The following is a 22,475-nucleotide window of genomic DNA, read 5'->3' as shown; positions in this document are numbered from 1 at the left end:
CTGCACCGCAGGCAGGAGGCGCGCGGCGCATGAACAAGCTGGGCAAGTACATCATCCGCCGCACGCTCGGCAAGGGCGCGATGGGGATCGTCTACGAAGGATTCGATCCCGAAATCGAACGGGTCGTCGCCATCAAGACCATCCTGCCCTCGCAGCTGGAAGGCGCGCAGTACGGCGCGGTGATGGCGCGCTTCAAGCGCGAGGCGCAAGCCGCCGGCCGCCTGAACCACCAGGGCATCGTCGCCATCTACGACTACGGCATCGAAGCGCCCGAAGAGCTGAGCGAGGAAGAAGCCACCCTCCTGTCGCCGCCGCTCGGCGGCAAGCCCGCGGATCGCATCGCGTACATCGCGATGGAATTCATCAAGGGCCGCGAGCTGAAGGACTTCTTCGACAAGAGCGAGCGCTTCCGGCTCGAGGACATCGCGCGCATCATGGGCGAGATCCTCGACGCTCTGGATCATGCGCACGCGCAAGGCGTGGTCCATCGCGACATGAAGCCCGCCAACCTGATTGTGCTGGATCCCATCGGCGCCGGGCCGCCCCAGGCGGACGGGGGCTCCCTCGGGGGGCAGCGCGGCACAGGCAGTGACGAGCGTGCGGGTGCCAGGCTCGGGCATGTCAAGATCGCCGACTTCGGCATCGCGCACGTAGAGGAGTCGCAGCTCACGCGCACGGGCACGCTGCTCGGCACGCCGGCCTACATGTCGCCCGAGCAGTTCATGGGCCACCCCGTGGACGGCAGGAGCGACCTCTTTTCCTGCGGCGTGATCCTCTACCAGCTCCTCACGGGCGAGCGGCCCTTCACGGGCGAGTCGACCACCACCGTCATGTACAAGGTGATGCGCGAGGACCCGGTGCCGCCTTCGCACATCAACCTGTCGCTCGCGCCCGAGATCGACGCGGTCGTGCACAAGGCGCTCGCGAAGAACGTGAACCAGCGCTTCCACAGCGGCAAGGAATTCGCGCAGGCGCTGCGCGCGGCGGTCGACGCGCAGGCGCGGCCGTCGGCATCCGGCGCGCCGGTGGCGGCAACCGCAGCCGCGATGACACCGATGCCTCCCGTCCCCGCGCCGCAGGCGGGCTCGGCGCCCGTGGCCGCGGCCGCGGCCGGCCGCAAGTCGATGCAGGCGGTGTGGGCCGTCGCGGCCGTCGCCGTGATCGGCGTGGCCGCCGGGATGTACGCTTTGTTCGGCGGCAGGACGTCGACCGCGCCGCCTTCACAGGCGCAGGCATCTGCACCGGCGCCTTCAGCCGCGCCTTCAACGGCGCCTTCAACGGCGCTCGCATCGGCGCCCGCGGCTGCCTTGGTCGCGCAGGCGCCTGCCCCTGCGGCACCGCCGCCCACCGAACCCGGCACCATGATCCTTTCCGCGCTCGGCGTGGTCGATGCGCAGGACGCGCGCTTCAAGGGCGACGCCGCCGCGGCGCAGGCCGAGGCGCGCAATGCCGCGAAGCGCCAGCTCGTGGAGAAGGCGCTTGCCCTGTACGTCGAGGGCGATTCGCTCGAAGCGAACCGCAAGGTGATCGAAGCGAAGCTGCTCTCCGATCCGGGCCACTTCATCCGCAGCGTCGTGCAGGAAGGCGCCGCGGACACCAACGGCAACTTCGTCGAGATGCCCACGCGCGCGGTGGTGAGCGTGCGCGACGTGCAGCGCTCGCTCAACGAGCTTTCGCGCGAAGAACGCATCGACTTCATCCGCCGCCAGGGCGACCCGCGCATCTCGATTCGCATCGACATCGGCAACGCCGAGGGCCCGGCGATCGGGCGCGAGCGCTCGCAGCTTGCCGAGAACGTCGTGAAGGAACGCATCAAGTCGTTCGGCTTTCGCGTGTGGTCGGGTGATGGCGACAATCCGAACGCCGCCAACGCGCAGCAGGCGGACTTCGCGATCAAAGGCGATGTCAAGCTGAAGACGATGTCGATGAAGCTCGCCGCCTCGGGGCTCACCATCGGCAAGTCGGCCATCACGTCGTGGACGCTGAAGGCGATCGACACCGGCACCGGCGAAGAGGTGTACCTGAATACGAAGATGCCCGCGGGCCAGAGCTGGGCAAGCGAGGACCAGGCGCTCGCGGCCATCGGCCGGCTCGTGGGCGACGAGTTCTCGAAGAACTTCTTCCTCTCGTTCTACAACTACCGGCCGCAGCGCACGAGCCTCGCCGTGACGGGCCTGCCGGAGGGCATGGCGCCGCTGGTCCTGCGCGAATTGCGCGCGCTGCGCACAGTGCTCGACGCGCAGGCGCAAGGCGCCCGTTTCGCGCTGCAGCTGCCCCCGGGCAACGCGGCCGACATCGTGCAGGACGCCGTGCTCGGCCCGCTCAATTCGAAGATGGGCCGCGCATGCTTCGGGCTCGGCGGCGCGACGGCCACCGAGGTGACGGTGACCTACGACGCCGGCTGCGCCAACGCGCAGATGCGCTCGAAGCTCGAAGGCGGCGCGCCGGCGGGCTGGAAGTTCACGCCCGCGTCCGCGAAGACGACGTGAACACGAAGATGCCGGCGATCACGAAGGCAGTCCCGGCCGCGATCCATCCGGTGAACGGCTCGCCGAGCAGCACGACGCCCATGAGAATCGTCGAGACCGGACCGATCATGCCGCTTTGCGAAGTAACGGCCGGCCCGACGCGCTCCACCGCCATCATCACGAGCAGCACGGGCACCGCTGTGCAGAGCACCGCGTTCAGCACGGAAAGCCACACCACCGGCATCGGCACGGCGAGCAGCGCGGCTGGCGTTCGAAGCGCGAAATACTGCGCGATCGCGCACACGCAGGCGACCGAAGTCGCCAGGCCGACGAGCCGCATCGAGCCGAGGCGCTGCACGACCTGGGCGCTGTAGACCAGATAGAGGGCGTAGGTGATCGTGCTTGCGAACACGAAGAACGTGCCGAGCGCGACGTTGCTGCCTTCGACGTGGAGTTCCTGCCCGAAGACGAGCACCACGCCCGTGTAGCTGATCGCGATGCCGATGACGTGACGGCGCTGCCAGCGCTTGCCGTGCAAGAGCCAGCCGAGCAGCAGCACGAGCGTGGGCGTCACGTACATGATCAGCCGTTCGAGCGAAGCCGTGACGTAGCGCAGCCCGAGAAAATCGAGAAAGCTCGACAGGTAGTAGCCGATCACGCCCAGGCCGATGGCGCCCGCCCAGTCGCGCATGGCAAGCCGTGCCTGGCCGCGGCTCGCCCACCACGCCATCGCCGCGAAGAGCGGCAGCGCAAAGAGCATCCGCAGCATGATGAGCGTGACCGCGTCCGTGCCGTACCGGTAGGCCAGCTTCACGATGATCGCCTTGCCGGAAAACGCGATGGCGCCGCAGATCGCGAAAGCCAGGCCGCCGGCGCGGCTCCTTTCCTGCGCGGAGGCTGCCGTCAAGCGCGCATCACCCTGGCATGCAGTCCCCGCAGCGACCACCACACCCCGAACGCGACGACGGGAATCGCGCACGCCGCGCTCGCCTCCGCGCTGAACGGCCACCCGATCGCATGCGCTCCCTTGGCGAGATAGCTGACGAGGCCCACGATGTAGTAGGTGATCGCAGCGACCGAGAGACCTTCGACGGTCGCCTGCAGTTTCAGCTGCAGCCCCTGGCGGCGGTTCATGGCCGCGAGCAGGGCCTGGCTGCTTTGCTGCTGTTCGATCTCCACGCGCGTGCGCAGCAGGTTGCTGATGCGCGAGACGCGTTCGGAAAGCGCATCCTGCCGGCGCACCGCCCAGGCACAGGTGGCGCGCGCGGGCGACAGACGCCGGGTGATGAACTCGCCGATCGTCTGCAATCCCGCCAGGCGCGATTCGCCGATGTCCGCGATGCGGCGGTCCACGAGCTCGAAGTAGGCCGCGCTCGCCGAAAACCGCGAGTGCGTGGCGGCATATTCGCTTTCGACCTGGCCCGCGAGGCGGGTGAGGCGGTCCAGCAGTTGCGGCTCTTCGTCGCGGCCGGCGGCGCGGATCGATTCGGCGAGCGCGGCGAGCTCGCGTTCGGCATAGGCGAGCACGCTCGCCGCTTCCCGCGCGACGGGCAGGCCGAGCAGCGCCGCCATGCGGTAGGTGTCGATCTCCAGCAGCTGCTGCACGAGACGGCCGAGCCGGCGCGGCGTGACGCTGCCCGCGAGCAGCACCATGCGCGAGAAGCCGTCGGCATGCAGCGCGAAGTCGGTGTACACCTCGCCCAGGCCATCGGCGACGGTGGCGCCGATCAGCATGTCCTCGTTCAGCACGTGCTTCACGAGCGTGCCGCTTGCGAACTGCTGCGTGGAAAGCACCCAGAGGTGGCTCGCCGCGAGGCATTGCCCGGGAAGGGCCGCGAGCCAGTCCTTCGGCACCGCTTCCAGTGCCGTGAGAGGGTCGCGCTCGCCGAAGTTCGCGGCATCGAAGGGCCGGGCGAAACTCCAGGTCACGAACTCCGTGTGCAGTTCCCAGCGGATGCGAAACCCACCGACGTCCATGCGGATGTGGGTCGTCGCCGCGTCGGGCTGCGGCAGATGGTGGTTGCGCAGCAGCGCGGCCACGTGCGCGCGGCTCGCCTCGCGCTCCTCGCGGTTCGCCTGCATCACGATCTGCGAGATGGCGAGCGGCGCGGCCATCGCATCGGGCGGGCGGGCATGGAGTTCGTTGTGCAGCGCCACCCTCTGGGGATGGACGGGAGTGGTGATCATCGCGAGACGGATTGTCGGCCAAAAGTGACGACGGCGCCCTCGGGCGCCGTCGTCGTGTTGCACGATGCGGGCCTCAGTCTTCCACGAAGGCTTCCGCGCGCTTCGCCTTGATCGAGGGCAGCGCCACGATCACCACGAGCGCGAGAGCGCCCGCGAGGAGACTCGCGGAGAGCGGCCGCGTGACGAGCACGCTCCAGTCGCCGCGCGACAGCAGCAGCGCTCGCCGCAGGTTCTCTTCCATCATCGGGCCGAGAATGAACCCGAGCAGCAGCGGCGCGGGTTCGCACCCGAGCTTGATGAAGATGTAGCCGACGAAGCCGAAGATGCCGACCATCCAGACGTCGAAGGTGTTGTTGTTGGTGGAGTACACGCCGATCGCGCAGAAGAGCACGATGGCCGGAAAGAGCCACCGGTAGGGCACGGTGAGCAGCTTGATCCACATGCCGATCAGCGGCAGGTTGAGGATGACGAGCATCAGGTTGCCGATCCACATCGAGGCGATCAGGCCCCAGAAGAGTTGCGGGTTGCTCGTCATCACCTGCGGGCCGGGCTGGATGTTGTGGATGGTCATCGCACCCACCATCAGCGCCATCACCGCGTTGGGCGGGATGCCCAGCGTGAGAAGCGGGATGAACGACGTCTGCGCGCCCGCGTTGTTGGCCGATTCCGGCGCGGCGACGCCGCGGATGTTGCCCTTGCCGAAGGGGACCTCGCCGGGCTTCAGCTTGGTCTTTTTCTCCAGCGTGTAGGCCGCGAACGCGGACAGCAGCGCGCCGCCGCCCGGGAGGATGCCGAGCGCCGAGCCGAGCGCCGTTCCGCGCAGCACGGCGGGCACCATGCGCTTGAAATCTTCCTTGGACGGATAGAGGTGCTTCACCTTTCCGGTGAACACTTCGCGGTTGTCCGACGGCATGGAGAGGTTCTGGATGATCTCGCCGTAGCCGAACACGCCCATCGCGATGGTGATGAAGCCGATGCCGTCGGTGAGCTCCGGGATGTCGAACGAGAAGCGCGCCACGCCGGAATTCACGTCCGTTCCCACGAGCCCGAGCAGCAGGCCGAGCACGATCATCGCGATCGCCTTGATGAGCGACCCCGAAGCCAGCACGACGGCGCCGATCAGGCCGAGGATCATGAGCGAGAAGTATTCGGCGGGACCGAACTTGAACGCGACTTCGGTGAGCGGCGCGGCGAATGCCGCGAGGATGAGCGTGCCCACGCAGCCCGCGAAGAACGAGCCGAGGCCCGCGGCGGCGAGCGCCGGGCCCGCGCGGCCCTGGCGCGCCATCTGGTAGCCGTCGATCACGGTCACGACCGAGGACGACTCGCCCGGCAGGTTCACGAGGATGGCGGTCGTCGAGCCGCCGTACTGCGCGCCGTAGTAGATGCCGGCCAGCATGATGAGCGCCGAGACCGGCGGCAGCGCGTAGGTGGCCGGCAGCAGCATCGCGATCGTCGCGACCGGGCCGATGCCGGGCAGCACGCCGATCAGCGTCCCCAGCACGCAGCCGATGAACGCGTAGAGCAGGTTGATCGGCGTGAATGCCACGCCGAAGCCGAGGGCGAGGTTGGCGAACAGGTCCATGCGTGTGTCCTCGACTTTTCTCAGCCGGCGATGAAGGTGGGCCAGACCTGGAACTGCAGCCTCAGCAGCCAGACGAAGGCGGCGTAGCTGCCCGCGGCGAGCACCACCGAGAGGATCGCGATTTCCTTCAGGTTGAACTCGTCACCCGCGAAGGCGGAGATGAAGGTGAGGGCGATGATCGCGAGGATCATGCCCATCGCGGGGACGTGGAAGCCGGGAAGCCCCCCGAGCAGGATGCCGAAGACGAAGTTCGCCGCGAGGATGAAAGCAAGCGGCCGCCAGGCCCATGTCCCGATCTTCTCGCCGTCTTCCGTCTCGACCACGAGCGACTCGAACAGCACGAAGGCTCCGAGCCCGGCCAGCAGGATGCCGAGCATGAGCGGAAAATACCCCGGGCCCATGCGGGCGCCTTCGCCGATCGTGTAGTTCGTCGCGCCCCATGCGAAGGCGATGCCCATGGCGATGAACAACAGCCCCGCCCAGAAGTCCTTCTGGCTTTTTATCTTCATCCGACGTCTCCAGTTCCCGAACCGGCGGATTGTGCGATGAATCTGACCGCAAACTGATGCGGCAAGTACCTAGTGGCGGCTACCGGCTCTCCACGGATCGAACGCCCCGGATTGCCGCCTGCGCGGGAATGACCGCGTACGTTTTACGTCGAGACGGTCAAGTCTCCAGCGGCGGCGTCGCCGTGAGCACTTCCTCGAGCGTCGTGAGCCCCTCCGCCACGCGCAGCGCCCCGGCGAGTCGCAAGGGCCGCATTCCATCGGCGATGCCCTGTCGCCGCAGCGCATCGATGGTCGGGACCTTCATCACCTTCTCCTTGAAGACTTCCGTCACGGTCAGGAGCTCGTACAGCCCCATGCGCCCCAGAAAGCCCGTCATGCGGCAATCCACGCAGCCTACCGGCCGGTACGGGTTCCACCCGCTCGTGATCTTCCAGGGCCGGATGATCTCGCCGAGCGCCTCGGGCGTCGCCTCGTCGTCCTTCTCGCGGCACTGGCGGCACAGCGTGCGCACGAGGCGCTGCGCGAGCACGCCCAGCACGGTGGCGTTGATGAGGTAGGGCGGCACGCCCAGCTCCATGAGCCGCGTGACGGCCGAGGGCGCGTCGTTGGTGTGCAGCGTGGAGAAGACGAGATGACCCGTGAGCGCGGCCTGCACCGCCATCTCCGCGGTGGTCAGGTCGCGAATTTCGCCCACCATGATGATGTCCGGGTCCTGCCGCATCAGGGCGCGCAGGCCTTCGGCGAAACCGAAATCGAGCTGCGTCTGCACCTGCGTCTGGTTGAACGCGGGCTCGATCATCTCGATCGGGTCCTCCACCGTGCTCACGTTCACTTCCTCGGTGGCCACGCGCTTCAGCGTCGAATAAAGCGTCGTCGTCTTGCCCGAGCCGGTCGGGCCGGTGACGAGGATGATCCCGTGCGGCCGGCGCACCAGTGCCTCCCAGCGCTGCGCATCGTGCGGCGTGAAGCCGAGCGCGTCGAGGTCCTTCACCGCCGTGTCGGGGTCGAAGATGCGCATCACCATCTTCTCGCCGAACGCGGTGGGAAGGGTCGACAGGCGCATTTCCACTTCCTCGCCCCGCGGATTGCGCGTCTTGATGCGGCCGTCCTGCGGCCGGCGCTTCTCCACCACATCCATGCGGCCCAGCAGCTTGATGCGCGCGATCATCGCGTTCAGCACGCCCATCGGCATCTGGTAGACGGGGTGCAGCACGCCGTCGATGCGAAAGCGGATCACGCCCTGCTCGCGCCTCGGCTCCAGGTGGATGTCGCTCGCGCGCTGGTCGAACGCATAGGTCCAGAGCCAGTCCACCACCTGCACGACGCCCTGGTCGTTGGCGTCCAGCTGCTTGTTGGTTTTGCCGAGCTCGACGAGCTGCTCGAAGCTCGCGGCGCCGGAGCTGCCGCCCGTCTTCTGCGCCTGGCGCACCGACTTCGCGAGCGCGAAGAATTCGGCCGTGTAGCGGTGAATGTCCAGCGGATTGGCGATCACGCGCCGCACGCGCCTGCGCGCCTGCCGCTCCACTTCGTCGATCCAGCCTGTCACGAAAGGCTCCGCGGTGGCGACGACGACTTCGGTGGGGGTCACCTGCACCGGCAACACCTTGTGGCGTTCGGCGTAGCCCGCGCTCATGGTGTCCGCGACCTTGCCCACGTCGACCTTCAGCGGATCGATGCGCAGGTAGTCGAGCCGCGCCTTGGTCGCGAGGTACTGCGTGAGCGCCTCGATGTCGAGCGGCTTGCCGTCGCTCGCGCGTTCCATCGACACGGCGGCCAGCCGCACGAGCGGGTGCTGCGCGCTTTCGGCCTGCGAACAGCGCGCGATGGTGCGGCGCGCCTGCTCCTGCGTGATCACGCCGTCCTCGCTCAGCCACTCCACGACCTGGCGCCAGTGCACCGGCCCCGCACCGGTCGCCGCGCGGGGCGGCGCGTGCTGGGCATGCGTCTTGTGTTTGGGAACGGCGCTCATCGGGTCGGGGTCGCTCGGGCCAAGGGCCTGAACACGCGCAGCCACTTGCGCGCGGGCAGCCCCCAGCGAGTTTCGATGGTTTCCGCGCGCTCGGCAAGCTGCGCGCGCGTGGGCTCGCACGGCGAGCGCAGGGCCGCGACGACCGTGTTGCCCTCTCGCGTCGGACGGAACGCCCACACGGCTTCCTCGCCGAACGCGGCCACGATGCGCGCGAGGCTGCGCTCGTAGCTCGCATCGCGGCCGAAGAGGTTGACCATCATGCACCCATCTTCGGTGAGGAGCCGCCTGCAGTCGCGGTAGAACGATTCGCTGTCCAGCACGGGCGCGGCCGCCTCCTCGTCGTAGAGGTCCACCTGCAGCGCATCGACGCTCGCGCGCCAGTGCTCGTGGCGCGCGACTTCGGCGGCGTCGCCCAGCACCACCGTGAGGCGCTGGTCGTCGGCCGGCAGCTTGAACCACAGGCGGCACGCCGCGATCACCTGCGCATTGAGCTCGATGGCGGTGGTGCGCATGCGCAGCTTGCGGTGGCTGAACTTCGTGAGCGCGGCCGCGCCCAGCCCGAGCTGCATCGCATGACGCTTCGCCACGCTCACGGGCGGCACGAAGAGCAGCCACGCCATCATGCGCTGCACGTATTCGAGGTGGATGCCGAACGGCTCGTCCATGCGCATCGAGCCCTGCACCCAGGGCGTGCCGAAATGCAGGAAGCGGATGTCGCCCTGGTCGCTGAATGTGACTTCGGGCAGTGGGCGCGCGGCGGATTTCACTGGCGGGGATTATGTTGGAACGCCGCGAGCTTCGGCAGCGCGGCAACCGCGTTGCGGCCGGTCGACCGCGCGAGCTCATCGACCGAGACACCTCGCAAGGCCGCTACGACGGCGGCGATCCCCGGCAGTTCGGCAGGTTCGTTGCGCGCCCGCGGCTCGCCCGCCGCGCGCTCGGCGGCCGTCCGGTAGAGCCAGTGCGGCGGAATGTCCGGCGCATCGGTTTCGAGCACGATCGCGTCTTGCGGCAGTTCGCGGGCGAGCCGCCGCAACTGCAGCGCGCGCTCGAACGTCACCGCCCCGCCGAAGCCGAGCTTGAAGCCCAGGCGCACGAATTCCCGCGCCTGCTGCACGCTGCCATTGAACGCATGCGCGATGCCGCCTCGCACCTTCGCTTCGCGCAGGTACTTCAGCAGGCGGTCGGCCGAACGGCGCACGTGCAGGATCACCGGCAGGTCGAAGCGCTCGGCCAGGCCAAGCTGCGCGCGATAGAAGCTTTCCTGCTTCGCGGCATCCAGCCCCGGCACGAAGAAGTCGAGCCCGATCTCGCCCACCGCGACGAGCCGGGGATCGTCCCGCCAGCGCGCGAGCGACCGCTCGAGCGCGGCCAGATCCGTGTCGTTCGTATCCGCGATGTAAAGCGGATGGATGCCAAGCGCATAGGCATCGCCATGGCGCATCGCGAGTTCGCGCACGCCGTCGAAGGCGCGCGGCAGGACGGCCGGCAGGACGCACAGCGCAACCCCGGCCGCGGCGGCGCGCGCGCGCACGGCATCGCGGTCGGGCTCGAATTCCGCCGCGTCCAGATGGCAGTGCGTATCAATCCACGAACTCACCGCCCGATCATGCCGCAAGGCGTGCAGAGCCCTGCAAACCGTGATACCGTGTGAGCGCAAGAACGCAGGTGCATGGATGCGCAGGCCCGCCCTCTATAGCTCCAGTCGGCCCCACCGGCCGAGCGGATCGGCGCAAACCGGCGAATCGCAAACGGGGCACTCGGGTGCGGCCGGCGTGCCCGGCGACATGCCGGATGATTCGGCCGCGGCGCAAGGCGCCGGCTCCCCCTCCCCCGGCGCGCTTCGGCGGCGCCGCTTCGCGATCTCGCTCGCGAGCCCCCGATTGCTCTGGACCGCCATCTTGCTGCTGGGCGCGGCGCTCGCGCTCTCGCTCGCATTGCAGCCGCACCCGCGCAGGCTCACGCAGGAAGACATCAACGCCGCCGTGCTGAAGACGATGGAAACGCACGTGATGCCCTCCGAATGGGCCAAGGCGTACGAGAACATCAAGCCGTCGGTGGTGCGCGTGGTGAGCTACGTGAAGAAGAGTCACCTGAAGGAAGAGATCGGGAAGGCCGGCAAGGGTGAGCACTCCGACAAGGGCGCAAAAGGCGCGAAGCCCGCCCGGCCCGGGAAGCCCCCGCACGGGATGATGGACGCGACGACCGATTCGGACGCGGCGGACGACGAAGTGGAAAGCGGCGTCGGCACCGGCGTCGTGATCGTGGACAAGGGCGTGATCCTCACCAACATGCACGTGATCGCGGGCTCCGACCGCATCAAGGTGGTGTTCTCCGACGGACTCGAGTCGCCCGCGACCATCACGGGCGTGCAGCCCGAGAACGATCTCGCGGTGCTGCAGGCCTCCAAGCTCCCGGACGACCTCATCCCCGCCACGCTGCGCTCCACCCACGACCTGCAGCCCGGCGACAAGGTGCTCGCGGTCGGCTTCCCCTTCGGCATCGGCCCCTCCGCTTCGGGCGGGATCATCTCGGGGCTCGGCCGCGTCTTCCGCTCGCCCGAGGGCAAGCAGGAAATGAAGAACCTGATCCAGTTCGACGCGGCCGCCAATCCCGGCAATTCCGGCGGGCCGCTCGTCACGATGGACGGCGAGGTGGTGGGCATCGTGACCGCCATCCTGAACCCCACGCCCGCGCGCACGTTCCTCGGCATCGGCTTTGCCGTGCCGATCGAGAACGCGGCCTCCGCAGTCGGCCTGCCGCCCTTCTGACGGGGCCACGCCCGACGAAACGCGCGGTCCCTTCCCTTCATCCCACCCACCCGAAGCCATTCTCCATGGAACAGAACCGATCCGAAGCCGCCACCGCCCAGCTGATGGAGCAGATCCTCTACGAAGTCAAGCGCGTGGTGGTGGGGCAGGACCGCTTCCTCGAACGCGTGATGGTCGCGATGCTCGCGCAGGGCCACCTGCTCGTGGAAGGCGTGCCGGGTCTTGCGAAGACGCTCACGGTGAAAACGCTCGCCAACACCATGCGCGGCGTCTTCAAGCGCATCCAGTTCACGCCCGACCTCGTGCCCGCGGACCTCGTCGGCACGCGCGTCTACAACCAGAAGACGAGCGAATTCACGACCTCGCTCGGGCCCGTGTTCGCCAACCTGCTGCTGGCCGACGAAATCAACCGCGCGCCGGCCAAGGTGCAAAGCGCCTTGCTGGAGGTGATGCAGGAGCGGCAGGTGACGATCGCGGGCGAATCCCACAAGGTGCCCAACCCCTTTCTCGTGATGGCGACGCAAAACCCGATCGAGACCGAGGGGACGTACCCGCTGCCCGAAGCGCAGGTCGACCGCTTCATGATGAAAGTGCTCGTGGACTATCCGAGCGACGAAGAGGAATTCGTGATCGTGCAGCGCGTGACCGGCCCCTCGGTGGACGTCGTGCCGGTCGCCACGACCGAGCAGCTCGCCGAGCTGCAGAAGGAATGCCGCCGCATTTACGTGGACCCTTCGCTCGTGCAGTACGCGGTGAAGCTGGTCTCGGCCACGCGCGAGCCGGCGCGCCACGGCCTGAAGGACGTCGTCGGCTACATCACCTACGGCGCGAGCCCTCGGGCCACCATCAATCTCACGGAAGGCGCGCGCGCGCTCGCCATGCTGCGCGGGCGCAGCTACGCCCTGCCGGAAGACATGACCGACCTGGTGCCCGACGTCCTGCGCCATCGCCTCGTGCTCTCGTACGAAGCGCTTTCCGAAGGACTCACGTCCGATGCGCTGATCGGCAAGATCATGGCGCGCATCCCGGCGCCGCCGAAACCGCTGGAACATGAGAAGCTCGCCGCCTGAGAGCAGCACGAAAGCGCCGGACGCGGCGCCAGGCGCCGTGTCCTTCGGCCTCGTCGGCCGCCACGGCCATGCCGAGCGCGTGCTGCGCCGGCTGGAATGGACCGTGATCAAGCGGCTCGACGGCCTGCTGCAGGGCGACTACCGCACGCTGCTGCGCGGCACGGGGCTGGACCTCACCGACCTGCGCGAATACCAGCATCACGACGACGTGCGCCACATCGACTGGAACGTGACGGCGCGCACCACCGTTCCCCACGTGCGCGTGTACACCGAAGACCGCGAGATGTCGGCGTGGTTCCTGCTCGACCTGAGTCCGTCCGTCGACTTCGGCTCGGGCGAATTCCGCAAGCGCAACATCTCCGCCGAATTCGTGGCGGTGCTCGCGCGCCTGCTCACACGGCGGGGCAATCGGGTCGGCGCGATGCTCTACGGCGCGGGCGTGGAATCGGTGATCCCCACGCGCAGCGGCCGCCGCCACGTACTGCACCTCCTGCATGCGATGCAGACGCACCGTGAACACGAAGAAACGGGCGGCACGAACCTCGCCGAGCTGATCCGCTCGGCCGCGAGCGTGATCCGGCGGCGCTCGACCGTCTACATCGTCTCGGACTTTATCAGCGAGCCCGGCTGGGAACGCGCGCTCGCCCTCCTGGCCGAGCGCCATGAGGTGATCGCGGTTCGCGTGCTCGATCCGCTCGAGCTCGAGCTGCCCGACCTGGGTCTTCTCACGATGCGCGACGCCGAGACGGGCGAGCAGATCGTGGTCGACACACACGACAAGGCGTTTCGCCGGCGCTTCGCGAGCATCGCCGCGCAGCGCGAGGCCGAGCTGCGCCAGGCGCTGGTCGCCGCGGGCGTGGATGCGCTGGAACTCGCCACCGATTCCGACCTCGTCGAGGCGGTGGTGCGCTTCGTCGAGATGCGCAAGCGCCGCATCCGGCTCGCGGCAGGCGGCGGCCTGCCGACGCACCTGCGGCGTGCCGGCTCGCACGGCCCCGGGGGAGGCGAGCCGAGATTTTTCGGGGGGCGTTAGGAGATGCCGATGAACTTCCTCTGGCCGCAGAACCTCTGGTCCCTCCTTGCCCTGCCGCTTCTCGTGCTGCTTTACCTGTGGCTTCTGCGGCGCAAGAAGAAGCTCGCGGTGCGCTACGCGTCGCTCTCGATCGTGAAGGAAGCGATGGGGCGCGGGCCGCAGTGGCGCCGGCACGTACCGCCCGCGCTCTTTCTCCTTGCGCTCGCGTGCATGCTCGTCGCCGCTTCGCGGCCCGTCGCCGTCGTCACGCTGCCTTCGAACCAGCAGACCATCATTCTCGCGATCGACGTTTCGGGCAGCATGCGCGCGACGGACGTGCAGCCCAACCGCCTCGTCGCCGCGCAGAACGCGGCCAAGGCATTCATCGGCGAGCTGCCGCGCCACGTGAAAGTGGGCATCGTCGCCTTCGCGGGCTCGGCGCAGGTGGCGCAACTGCCGACCACGAATCGCGAAGACCTCGTGACCGCGATCGACCGCTTCCAGCTGCAGCGGGCGACGGCCACGGGCAACGCGATCGTGATCTCGCTGGCGGCGCTGTTCCCCGACGACGGCATCGACCTGCAGTCGCTGCAGACCGGGCGGGACCGGCAGCAGGGTTTCGCCATCGACGACGACCGCAAGCCGAAGAAGGAACGCCAGCCGGTCGCGCCGGGCTCCTTCACGTCGGCGGCGATCATCATGCTCACCGACGGCCAGCGCACGACGGGCGTGGACCCGCTCGATGCGGCGAAGCTCGCCGCGGACCGCGGCATTCGCGTGTACACGGTAGGCATCGGCACGGTGGACGGCGAGACGATCGGCTTCGAAGGCTGGTCGATGCGCGTGCGGCTCGATGAGGAAACGCTCAAGCAGATTGCGCAGAAGACGAGTGCGGAATACTTCTACGCCGGCACGGCCCACGATCTGCGCAAGGTGTACGAGTCGCTCTCGTCCAAGCTGACGGTGGAGAAGAAGGAGACCGAGATCTCGGCGCTCTTCGCGATGGCGGCAGCAGCGCTGGTGGTGCTGTCGGCGGGGCTCTCGCTTGCGTGGTTCAACCGGATACTCTGAGCGGGCGTCGACAGCGCCCCACCGGCGCGTGCACTGCATTTGCAATGACGTCCACTGCGCGCTCGGCGGCATTCAGCCAACGGAGTCCAGCCGCCCCGAAGTGAGCCGCCGCCGATGCCCGCACCGCTCGGCCAGCTGATCGTCGTGCGTCACCACGACGAACGCGGTGCCACGGTCCTGCGCGAGCTTGAGCATCAGCTGGAAGACGACGTCCGCCGTCACGCGGTCGAGATTGCCCGTCGGCTCGTCGGCGAGCACGCAGGCCGGATGCGTGACCAGCGCCCGCGCGATCGCCACGCGCTGGCGCTCGCCCCCCGAAAGCTCCGCGGGGCGATGCTTCACCCGCTCGCCGAGCCCGACCGCGGCGAGCATCTCCGCGGCCTGTGCATGACACGCCTCGAGCGGCATGCGCCGGATGCGCAGCGGCATCGCCACGTTGTCGAGCGCGCTGAATTCGGGCAGCAGATGATGGAACTGATAGACGAAGCCGAGGTACTTGTTGCGCAAGTCCCCCTGCGCGGAGGGCGACAGCGCCGCCAGCTGCCGCCCCATCAGCTGCACCGACCCGCTCGTGGGCGCGTCGAGCCCGCCGAGCAGGTGCAGGAGCGTGCTCTTGCCCGAGCCGGACGCCCCCACGATCGCGAGCGTCTCGCCGGCGTTCACGCGCAGCTCGACGCCGTGCAGCACCTCCACGTCGAGATCGCCCTCCTGGAAGCGCTTGGTGAGGCCCTGGCAGGCGAGGACCGCATCGCTCGCCACTTCACTCATACCGCAGCGCCTCCGCCGGATTCACGCGGCTCGCGCGCCAGCTCGGATAAAGCGTCGCGACAAACGCGAGCACGAGCGAGATGAGCGCGATCGGCATGATGTCCGCGCTTTGCGGATCGCTCGGCATCCGGTTGATGAGGTAGATGTCGCGCGGCAGGAAGCTCGCGTGCAGCACATGTTCGATGAAGGGCACGATCACGTCGATGTTGAACGCGACGACGAGGCCGAGGAAAAGCCCCGCGAGCGTGCCGATCACGCCCACCGCCGCACCCTGCACGACGAAGATGCCCATGATGCTGCGCGGCGAAGCGCCGAGCGTGCGCAGGATCGCGATGTCGGCGCGCTTGTCGGTCACCGTCATCACGAGCGTGCTCACGAGGTTGAACGCGGCCACCGCGACGATCAGCGTGAGGATGATGAACATCATGCGTTTTTCGAGCTGCACGGCGGAAAACCACGTACGGTTCTGCTGCGTCCAGTCGCGGATCAGGAACTCGCCCGAGAGGGTGTGCTGCAGTTCGGCCGCCACCTCGCGCGCGCGATTCAGGTCCTTCAGCTTCAGGCGCACGCCCGTCGGGCCTTCCAGCCGGAAGATGCGCTGCGCATCCTGGATATGCACCATCACGAGCCCCGAATCGTATTCGTAATGGCCCGAATCGAAAGTGCCGACCACCGTCATCTGCTTCAGGCGCGGCACGACGCCCGCGGGGGTGACCTGTCCGCCCGGCGCGATGAGCGTGAGCGGATCGCCCGGCTGCACGCCAAGGTTGCGTGCGAGTTCGATGCCCGGCACGATGCCGAATTCGCCGGGCTTCAGCTTCGCGAGCGTTTCGCGAAACCCCGCCGCGACGTCCGTCACCTGCGGCTCGAGCGCCGGGTCCACGCCGCGCACGATCGCACCGCGCATGTCGTCGCCGCGCGCGACGAGCGACTGCGCCGCGACGAAGGGCGCCGCGCCGATCACCTCGGGATTGCGCTTCGCTTCGGCCATCGTGCGGTCGATATCCGCGAGCGGACCGCCCCCGGGCCCGTAGATCTCGATGTGCGACACGATGCCGAGCATGCGGTCGCGCACTTCCTTCTGAAAGCCGTTCATGACCGACAGCACGATGATGAGGGCCGCGACGCCGAGCGCGATGCCGAGCATCGACACCGCGGAGATGAACGAGATGAAGCCGTTGCGGCGCGTGGCGCGGCCCGCTCGCGTGTAGCGCCAGCCGAGCACCAGTTCATACGGAATTCGCATCAGGCGCGCATTGTGGCATCCCCGACAATAGGCGCCATGTCAGACGGAGTCCATTGGCTCGTGCCTTTTGCCGCCGGGCTCACGCAAGCCGCGCAGGCCGCGGCGAAGACGCTTTGCCTCCCCCACCTGGAAAAGCTCCTGGCGCGCATGGCGCCCGCCGGGATCGACTCGGGTGACGAGCACACCTTCTCGATGCCGCACGAACGCGTGCTGGCGCGCGCGCACGGCGTCGATCCGCTGGATGGCCGCATTCCCTGGGCCGCATGGCAGCTCGCGCGGTCGGGCCGCGAGCCGGGCAGCGACGCATGGGCCTGGCTCACGCCCTGCCATTGGGACGTGCACGTGGATCATGTGACCATGGACGTTCCCGAAGACCTGGGGCTCTCGGCCGAGGAGTCGCGGCAGATGCTGGCGGCCATGCAGCCTTACTTCGAGCAAGACGGCATCGTGCTCGAATTCGATGCACCCGCGCGCTGGCTCGCGCGCGGCGAGCCGTTTCGCGCGATCCCGACGGCGTCGCTGGACCGCGTCTCGGGCCGCGCGATCGACACCTGGATGCCGCGCGCGGACGAAGCCCGGGTCTTGCGTAGACTCCAGCAGGAAATGCAGATGCTCCTGTACACGCACCCGCTGAACGAAGAGCGCACGCAGCGCGGCCTGGCCCCGGTGAATTCGTTCTGGGTGAGCGGGGCCGGAGCGATCGATGCAGGAGGCGGCGTGTCCCGCGCTTCGCTCGGCGACCGCTCTCGGCGGAACGCGGGCGCGTTTGCGCCGCACGCCGTGCGCGTACAGCTCGCGAATGCCTTGCGCGCCCCCGCTTTGCACGAGGACTGGACCGCGTGGTCCGCCGCCTGGCGCGAGCTGGACACTGTCGAAGTCCCACGCCTTGCTTCCCTCGTGGACCAGGCCGGGCCCATCGCCATCACGCTTTGCGGCGAACGCCGCGCGCGAACTTGGACCTCTGAAGGCGCCGGCTGGGCGCGGCGGCTCGCGTCCCTCGTCCGCCGCGAACGCGCACCCGATCTGCTGGAGCCGCTATGAAGATCCTCACCCGCGACGTGCCGCCGCGCGCCGCCTGGGCGCTCGAGCAGGCGGGCGTGCATCCCCTCCTCGCGCGGCTCTATGCCGCGCGCGGCGTCCTCGGGAAGGACGAACTCGACGACGGGCTCGCCCGGCTGCTGCCGCCCGCATCGCTCAAAGGCGCGCAGGAAGCCGCCGTGCTGCTTGCCGATGCGCTCGCGGCGAACCGGAAGCTGTGCATCGTCGCCGACTACGACTGCGACGGCGCGACCGCGTGCGCGGTGGCGATGCGAGGCCTGCGACTGCTCGGTGCGGCAAACGTGTGCTACCTCGTGCCCGACCGCGTGGTGGACGGCTACGGCCTCACGCCGGCGATCGCCGAGCGCGTGAAGGCGCAAGGCGCGGACATCCTCATCACGGTCGACAACGGCATCGCGAGCGTCGAAGGCGTCGCGGCGGCGAATGCCCTCGGCCTGAAAGTGCTCGTGACCGACCATCACCTCCCGGGCGCGCGGTTACCCGACGCGGCGGTGATCGTCAATCCGAACCAGCCGGGCTGCGGCTTCGAGAGCAAATCGATGGCCGGCGTCGGCGTGATGTTCTACGTGCTGCTCGCGCTGCGGGCGGAATTGCGCGCGCGCGGCACCTTCACCGGCGACACGCAGCCCAAGCTCGATTCGCTGCTGCCGCTCGTGGCGCTCGGCACCGTCGCCGACGTCGTGAAGCTCGACGCGAACAATCGGCGGCTCGTGGCGCAGGGCATGAAGCGCATCCGCTCGGGCGCGTTGCCCTGCGGGCTCGCGAGTCTCTTCGGTGTCGCCGGGCGCGAGGAAGCCTCGGCGAGCACGTTCGACCTCGCCTTCGCGCTCGGGCCGCGCATCAACGCCGCGGGCCGCCTCGCCGACATGACGCTCGGCATCGAATGCCTCCTCACCGACGACGCGGCGCGCGGCGAGGAACTCGCGCGCACGCTCGATACGATCAACCGCGAGCGGCGCGAGATCGAAGGCGGCATGCGCGAGCAGGCGCTCGCCGAAGCCGAAGCGATGTTCGAGGAAGGCGCGGAGCCGCCGAGCGCGATCTGCGTCTTCGACCCCGATTTCCACGAAGGCGTGGTCGGCATCGTCGCTGCGCGCATCAAGGACAAGCTGCATCGCCCGACCTTCGTCTTCGCGGCGAGCGCGGCGCCGGGCAAGGGTCACGAGCTGAAAGGCTCGGGGCGCTCGATTCCCGGCTTTCATCTGCGCGACGCGCTGGACCTCGTCGCCAAGCGGCACCCCGGCGTGCTGCTCAGATTCGGCGGCCACGCGATGGCCGCGGGCTGCTCGATCGGCGAGGAGCATTTCGACGTCTTCGAGCAGGCCCTCGCGCAGGTGGCTCAGGAATGGCTCGATGCCGAAGCGCTGCTCAGGAGTCTTCCCACCGACGGGCCGCTCGCGCCCGAGTACCGCCGCCCCGACCTCGTCGATACGCTGCAGGAAGCCGTCTGGGGCCAGGGCTTCGCGCCGCCGGTGTTCAGCGAGGAAGTCGAGGTGATCTCGCAGCGTCTCGTGGGCGAGAAGCACCTCGCGCTGCGCCTGAAGCACCAGGGGCAGCCGGTGGACGGCATCTGGTTCGGCCACACGCAGCCCCTGCCCGCGCGCGTGAAGATCGCGTTCCGGCTGGAGGCGGACGAGTGGCAGGGAACGCGTCGCGTGCGGTTCCTCCTGGAAGGCGCGGAGCTCTAATTCGCGGGGGGAGGGAGAGTAGGCGCCCCGGCCACCGCGGGCATGAGCCGGCTCGCGCAGGTGGCGATCGACGCGCCGGGGGTGGACTGCAGGCAATCGGAGAGCGCGACCTGCAGCACCTGGTGGTCGCTGTCGCGCGCCTGCGCGAGGCTCACCTGCCGGCTGCACAGCAACCAGATGGCCGCGAGCTGCGCGAGGATCACCGCGCCGAATACCCACCAGAACATTGTCCTGCGGGGGTTGTGGGCGGCGGGATCGAGCAGGTCGGACAACATGGCGTGCGCTCCTTGCTTCATGCAAATCATTGTGATCGCCGCACGCGAGCCGTCGCAGCAAGCTTTCGCGCGAGCCGCTGTAGGACAGGATCGCCACTGCCGAGCCTGGAGCTGCGGCTGGGCGGGGTGGGATCCGGCGGCGGCTCGCGTGGCGATTCAGTCGGCGCGGTAGCCGGATTCGCGCTAATGGCGAATGGAGAGGACGACGACGGGCGTCTGCTGTCGGATGGAGCTTCTGATCGACGAGGAAGTCAGATCGACTTGCGCGAACTTGCCGCGCCTCAGCTCAACGCCGACAGCTGCGCCAGAAACTTTCGGATGTTCTCGGCGAACGCGCGTTCGTTGGCGATGCGCAGGCGCTCCGCGGCGTCGAGGCTGTCGCTCGGGTAGGCGGTGCCAGAGGCTTCGATGGGGAAGGAGCGCGCCCCGCCCGGGCCCGTGACCGTGTACGTGACGTTCGTTCGCACCTGCATGCTCACGCCGCCTGCGGGCTGGGTGAGCTCCTCGATGTTGGCCGACACGGCAAGGCGTGCCGCCGCCGGGTTGCTCGTGTAGTAGCCGTTCATTGCCAGGCTGTCGAGCAGCGCACGGCGGAATGCGTCGGCGTTGCCCGGGCCGCCGCGGAACATCGACCAGGTGGATGTCTCCGGCGTTGCCGGGCCCGTCACTTCGCGCAGCGTGACGGCGGCCTTCAGGCGCGGATTGAGCGCCGCCACGGTGCCCGGCCGCGCGACGGCGCCCAGGCCGATCGGCTGGGCGGCGCACCCGGCGAGAACGATGGCGGCCGTGGCCGCCGTGAACGCTGCGATGCGAGTGAATTGCTGCTGGCTCATTCGTGTCGGCTCCTTCTCATGGCCTGGTGTCATGCCTTCGGCAGGGTGACGCCGGTCTGTCCCTGGTACTTCCCGCCCCGATCCTTATAGCTGGTTTCGCATTCCTCGTCACTCTCGAAGAAGAGCACTTGCGCGCAGCCTTCGCCCGCGTAGATCTTGGCGGGCAGCGGGGTGGTGTTGGAGAATTCGAGGGTGACGTAGCCCTCCCACTCGGGTTCGAAGGGCGTTACATTCACGATGACACCGCAACGCGCATACGTTGATTTTCCGAGGCAGATGGTCAGCACGTTGCGCGGGATGCGGAAGTATTCCAGAGTCCGCGCCAGCGCGAAACTGTTGGGCGGAATGATGCAGACATCGTCGTGGAAATCGACGAAGCTCTTCTCGTCGAAATTCTTCGGATCGACCACCGTGCTGTGGATGTTGGTGAAGACCTTGAACTCGGGCGCGCAGCGGATGTCGTAGCCGTAGCTGGAGGTCCCGTAGCTGATCACCCGGTGGCCGTCGGCCTGGCGAACCTGATTGGGCTCGAACGGCTCGATGAGACCCCTCTCCTCGGCCATCCGCCGGATCCACCTGTCGCTCTTGATGGTCATCTCGCTTTCTCTCCTTCGCGAGATTCTAGGACCTCCGGCCGTTCACGCCCTCGAACGTCGACGCCTCAGGCCGAAGAAGAAGCAGCATCCGCCCCATCGATCACCACCCGCTCGATCGCACGGTCGTCCGCGAGCACGATCAGCGAAAAGAGCAGTTCCGCCAGATCCTTCGCCTGCGATGTCCGGCGCGCCAGCAGCGGCGTCGCCTTCGGATCGATCACGACGAAGTCCGCTTCGCAGCCGGGCTGCAGGTTGCCGATCGCGCCGTCCAGCCCCAGCGCCTCGGCCGCGCCTTGCGTGTGCTGCCACCACAGGTGCTGCGGCGAAAGACTCACGCCGCGCTTCGTCTGGCCTTCGCGCCCGACGTAGTACGCCGCCATCATCGTCGCGAACGGACTGAAGCTCGTGCCGCCGCCCACGTCGCTCGCGAGTCCGTAGCGAAAGCCCGCGCGATCCGCGGCGTCGTAGTCGAAGAAGCCGCTGCCGAGAAAGAGGTTGCTGGTGGGGCTCACGGCCGCGGCCGCGCCGGTGTCGCGCATCAAAGCGCGGTCCTCGTCGTCCAGGTGGATGCAGTGCGCGTACACGGCGCGCTCGCGCAGCAAGCCGAAGTCGCCATACACCGACAGGTAGCTGCGCGACCGTGGAAAGAGCTCGCGCACCCAGCGCACCTCGTCGCGGTTTTCCGCGACGTGCGACTGGATCCAGACGTCGCGGTACTGCGCCGCGAGTTCGCCCGCGCCGCGCAGTTGCGCCTCGCTGCAAGTCGGCGCGAAGCGCGGGGTGATCGCATAGCCGAGCCGGTCCCGCCCATGCCAGCGCCGAATGAGCGCCTCCGTGTCCACGAGCGACTGCTCGGTGTCGTCGCGCACGCCCTCGGGCGAATGACGGTCCTGCAGCACCTTGCCCGCGATGAGGCGCATGCCGCGCGTACGCGCTTCCTCCATCAGCGCATCGACCGAATGCGGATGCGACGTGGCGAATGCAAGCGCCGTCGTCACGCCATGACGCAGCAGCTCGTCGAGGAAGACCTTCGCGACGGCTGCGGCGTACGAGTGATCGGCAAAGCGCGCTTCGTGCGGAAACGTGTAGTTCTCGAGCCAGGGCAGCAGCCCCTCCGCCGGCGAGCCGATCACGTCGGTCTGCGGGAAGTGGACGTGCAGGTCGATGAAGCCCGGCGCGAGGATGCGGCCCGGCAGATGCTCGATGGCCACGCCCTCGAAGCGCGGCGCGAGCGTGGAATACGCGCCCGCGGCGCGCACGACCGGGCGCCCGCCGGCGCCGGGGCCGACGATCAGGAGTCCGTCTTCTTCGTAGATCGCGCTTCGGCCTTCGCCGAAGCGCAGCAGGTGAGCTCTGTAACCTCGCATG

The 22,475-nt window shown here is 68.4% G+C and carries 20 protein-coding genes; 7 read left to right on the top strand and 13 right to left on the bottom strand.

The window, feature by feature from the left end; genetic code table 11:
• Nucleotides 1–29 precede the first annotated feature (29 nt).
• Nucleotides 30–2,489 carry a serine/threonine-protein kinase gene (locus VHA82_RS15945; protein WP_325545439.1) on the top strand — a complete coding sequence of 820 codons (2,460 nt, stop codon included), beginning with the start codon at nucleotides 30–32 and terminating at the stop codon, nucleotides 2,487–2,489.
• On the opposite strand, the gene VHA82_RS15940 is transcribed toward VHA82_RS15945, so the two are convergent.
• The 7 genes from VHA82_RS15940 to VHA82_RS15910 all read right to left on the bottom strand — a co-directional run bounded on the left by VHA82_RS15940 (nucleotide 2,461) and on the right by VHA82_RS15910 (nucleotide 10,318).
• Nucleotides 2,461–3,375: a DMT family transporter gene (locus tag VHA82_RS15940; protein WP_325545437.1), complete on the bottom strand. Its 915-nt coding sequence runs from the start codon at nucleotides 3,373–3,375 to the stop codon at nucleotides 2,461–2,463. The two genes, VHA82_RS15945 and VHA82_RS15940, sit on opposite strands and share 29 nt — an antisense overlap.
• Entirely contained in the window at nucleotides 3,372–4,655 is a 1,284-nt protein-coding gene (locus VHA82_RS15935) for a DUF3422 domain-containing protein (protein WP_325545435.1), read from the bottom strand. Before VHA82_RS15935 ends, VHA82_RS15940 begins: the two co-directional genes overlap by 4 nt.
• Nucleotides 4,656–4,728: 73 nt before the next feature.
• Nucleotides 4,729–6,240: a tripartite tricarboxylate transporter permease gene (locus tag VHA82_RS15930; RefSeq protein ID WP_325545433.1), complete on the bottom strand. Its 1,512-nt coding sequence runs from the start codon at nucleotides 6,238–6,240 to the stop codon at nucleotides 4,729–4,731.
• Nucleotides 6,241–6,260: 20 nt separating this feature from the next.
• On the bottom strand, nucleotides 6,261–6,749 hold the full coding sequence (locus VHA82_RS15925; protein WP_325545431.1) for a tripartite tricarboxylate transporter TctB family protein: 489 nt from the start codon (nucleotides 6,747–6,749) through the stop codon (nucleotides 6,261–6,263).
• 157 nt (nucleotides 6,750–6,906) lie between these two features.
• Nucleotides 6,907–8,718, bottom strand: a complete 1,812-nt coding sequence (locus VHA82_RS15920) for a GspE/PulE family protein (protein ID WP_325545429.1) — start codon at nucleotides 8,716–8,718, stop codon at nucleotides 6,907–6,909.
• Nucleotides 8,715–9,485, bottom strand: a complete 771-nt coding sequence (locus VHA82_RS15915; RefSeq protein WP_325545427.1) for a spermidine synthase — start codon at nucleotides 9,483–9,485, stop codon at nucleotides 8,715–8,717. The genes VHA82_RS15920 and VHA82_RS15915 overlap by 4 nt, the downstream gene beginning before the upstream one ends.
• Nucleotides 9,482–10,318 carry a TatD family hydrolase gene (locus VHA82_RS15910; protein ID WP_325545425.1) on the bottom strand — a complete coding sequence of 279 codons (837 nt, stop codon included), beginning with the start codon at nucleotides 10,316–10,318 and terminating at the stop codon, nucleotides 9,482–9,484. The genes VHA82_RS15915 and VHA82_RS15910 overlap by 4 nt, the downstream gene beginning before the upstream one ends.
• A 187-nt stretch (nucleotides 10,319–10,505) precedes the next feature.
• Here VHA82_RS15910 and VHA82_RS15905 point away from each other — a divergent pair, with 187 nt between their 5' ends.
• The 4 genes from VHA82_RS15905 (at nucleotide 10,506) to VHA82_RS15890 (ending at nucleotide 14,642) form a co-directional block, all read left to right on the top strand.
• Complete coding sequence (locus VHA82_RS15905) at nucleotides 10,506–11,489, top strand: S1C family serine protease (RefSeq protein ID WP_325545423.1); 984 nt, start codon at nucleotides 10,506–10,508, stop codon at nucleotides 11,487–11,489.
• Nucleotides 11,490–11,554: 65 nt separating this feature from the next.
• The gene (locus VHA82_RS15900) at nucleotides 11,555–12,559 is read left to right on the top strand and encodes a MoxR family ATPase (RefSeq protein ID WP_325545421.1); all 1,005 of its coding nucleotides are present in this window, start codon (nucleotides 11,555–11,557) and stop codon (nucleotides 12,557–12,559) included.
• On the top strand, nucleotides 12,540–13,592 hold the full coding sequence (locus VHA82_RS15895; RefSeq protein ID WP_325545419.1) for a DUF58 domain-containing protein: 1,053 nt from the start codon (nucleotides 12,540–12,542) through the stop codon (nucleotides 13,590–13,592). The genes VHA82_RS15900 and VHA82_RS15895 overlap by 20 nt, the downstream gene beginning before the upstream one ends.
• A 9-nt stretch (nucleotides 13,593–13,601) precedes the next feature.
• Nucleotides 13,602–14,642, top strand: coding sequence for a VWA domain-containing protein (locus tag VHA82_RS15890; RefSeq protein ID WP_325545417.1), 1,041 nt, complete (start codon nucleotides 13,602–13,604; stop codon nucleotides 14,640–14,642).
• Between the two features lie 72 nt (nucleotides 14,643–14,714).
• On the opposite strand, the gene lolD is transcribed toward VHA82_RS15890, so the two are convergent.
• Nucleotides 14,715–15,410, bottom strand: coding sequence for a lipoprotein-releasing ABC transporter ATP-binding protein LolD (gene lolD / locus VHA82_RS15885; RefSeq protein ID WP_325545415.1), 696 nt, complete (start codon nucleotides 15,408–15,410; stop codon nucleotides 14,715–14,717).
• Nucleotides 15,403–16,656, bottom strand: coding sequence for a lipoprotein-releasing ABC transporter permease subunit (locus VHA82_RS15880; protein ID WP_325545413.1), 1,254 nt, complete (start codon nucleotides 16,654–16,656; stop codon nucleotides 15,403–15,405). Before VHA82_RS15880 ends, lolD begins: the two co-directional genes overlap by 8 nt.
• A 36-nt stretch (nucleotides 16,657–16,692) precedes the next feature.
• On the opposite strand from VHA82_RS15880, the gene VHA82_RS15875 reads away from it, so the two are divergent.
• Complete coding sequence (locus VHA82_RS15875) at nucleotides 16,693–17,697, top strand: phosphoglycerate mutase (protein ID WP_325545411.1); 1,005 nt, start codon at nucleotides 16,693–16,695, stop codon at nucleotides 17,695–17,697.
• Nucleotides 17,694–19,403, top strand: coding sequence for a single-stranded-DNA-specific exonuclease RecJ (recJ, locus tag VHA82_RS15870; protein WP_325545409.1), 1,710 nt, complete (start codon nucleotides 17,694–17,696; stop codon nucleotides 19,401–19,403). Before VHA82_RS15875 ends, recJ begins: the two co-directional genes overlap by 4 nt.
• Here the strand turns inward: recJ and VHA82_RS15865 are convergent.
• From VHA82_RS15865 to guaD, 4 genes are all read right to left on the bottom strand, one after another.
• Nucleotides 19,400–19,678: a hypothetical protein gene (locus VHA82_RS15865; RefSeq protein ID WP_325545407.1), complete on the bottom strand. Its 279-nt coding sequence runs from the start codon at nucleotides 19,676–19,678 to the stop codon at nucleotides 19,400–19,402. The two genes, recJ and VHA82_RS15865, sit on opposite strands and share 4 nt — an antisense overlap.
• 281 nt (nucleotides 19,679–19,959) lie before the next feature.
• Nucleotides 19,960–20,511 (bottom strand): hypothetical protein, encoded by a 552-nt coding sequence (locus tag VHA82_RS15860; protein ID WP_325545405.1) that lies wholly within the window; start codon nucleotides 20,509–20,511, stop codon nucleotides 19,960–19,962.
• 29 nt (nucleotides 20,512–20,540) lie between these two features.
• Nucleotides 20,541–21,107, bottom strand: coding sequence for a dCTP deaminase (gene dcd / locus VHA82_RS15855; RefSeq protein ID WP_325545403.1), 567 nt, complete (start codon nucleotides 21,105–21,107; stop codon nucleotides 20,541–20,543).
• A gap of 65 nt (nucleotides 21,108–21,172) precedes the next feature.
• The gene (guaD, locus tag VHA82_RS15850; protein WP_325545401.1) at nucleotides 21,173–22,474 is read right to left on the bottom strand and encodes a guanine deaminase; all 1,302 of its coding nucleotides are present in this window, start codon (nucleotides 22,472–22,474) and stop codon (nucleotides 21,173–21,175) included.
• Nucleotide 22,475: the final 1 nt, after the last annotated feature.

Source organism: Ramlibacter sp., assembly GCF_035548915.1.
GTDB lineage: Bacteria > Pseudomonadota > Gammaproteobacteria > Burkholderiales > Burkholderiaceae_C > Ramlibacter.
This window is presented reverse-complemented; position numbering and strand designations above follow the sequence as displayed.

Bases quoted from the DNA above. Each gene is read 5' to 3' on its own strand.
- VHA82_RS15945 (WP_325545439.1), top strand. From the start codon at position 30: ATGAACAAGCTGGGCAAGTACATCATCCGCCGCACGCTCGGCAAGGGC.
- VHA82_RS15935 (WP_325545435.1), bottom strand. From the start codon at position 4,655: ATGATCACCACTCCCGTCCATCCCCAGAGGGTGGCGCTGCACAACGAA.
- VHA82_RS15930 (WP_325545433.1), bottom strand. From the start codon at position 6,240: ATGGACCTGTTCGCCAACCTCGCCCTCGGCTTCGGCGTGGCATTCACG.
- VHA82_RS15925 (WP_325545431.1), bottom strand. From the start codon at position 6,749: ATGAAGATAAAAAGCCAGAAGGACTTCTGGGCGGGGCTGTTGTTCATC.
- VHA82_RS15920 (WP_325545429.1), bottom strand. From the start codon at position 8,718: ATGAGCGCCGTTCCCAAACACAAGACGCATGCCCAGCACGCGCCGCCC.
- VHA82_RS15905 (WP_325545423.1), top strand. From the start codon at position 10,506: ATGCCGGATGATTCGGCCGCGGCGCAAGGCGCCGGCTCCCCCTCCCCC.
- VHA82_RS15900 (WP_325545421.1), top strand. From the start codon at position 11,555: ATGGAACAGAACCGATCCGAAGCCGCCACCGCCCAGCTGATGGAGCAG.
- VHA82_RS15895 (WP_325545419.1), top strand. From the start codon at position 12,540: ATGAGAAGCTCGCCGCCTGAGAGCAGCACGAAAGCGCCGGACGCGGCG.
- VHA82_RS15890 (WP_325545417.1), top strand. From the start codon at position 13,602: ATGAACTTCCTCTGGCCGCAGAACCTCTGGTCCCTCCTTGCCCTGCCG.
- lolD (WP_325545415.1), bottom strand. From the start codon at position 15,410: ATGAGTGAAGTGGCGAGCGATGCGGTCCTCGCCTGCCAGGGCCTCACC.
- VHA82_RS15880 (WP_325545413.1), bottom strand. From the start codon at position 16,656: ATGCGAATTCCGTATGAACTGGTGCTCGGCTGGCGCTACACGCGAGCG.
- VHA82_RS15875 (WP_325545411.1), top strand. From the start codon at position 16,693: ATGTCAGACGGAGTCCATTGGCTCGTGCCTTTTGCCGCCGGGCTCACG.
- recJ (WP_325545409.1), top strand. From the start codon at position 17,694: ATGAAGATCCTCACCCGCGACGTGCCGCCGCGCGCCGCCTGGGCGCTC.
- VHA82_RS15865 (WP_325545407.1), bottom strand. From the start codon at position 19,678: ATGTTGTCCGACCTGCTCGATCCCGCCGCCCACAACCCCCGCAGGACA.
- VHA82_RS15860 (WP_325545405.1), bottom strand. From the start codon at position 20,511: ATGAGCCAGCAGCAATTCACTCGCATCGCAGCGTTCACGGCGGCCACG.
- dcd (WP_325545403.1), bottom strand. From the start codon at position 21,107: ATGACCATCAAGAGCGACAGGTGGATCCGGCGGATGGCCGAGGAGAGG.
- guaD (WP_325545401.1), bottom strand. From the start codon at position 22,474: ATGCGAGGTTACAGAGCTCACCTGCTGCGCTTCGGCGAAGGCCGAAGC.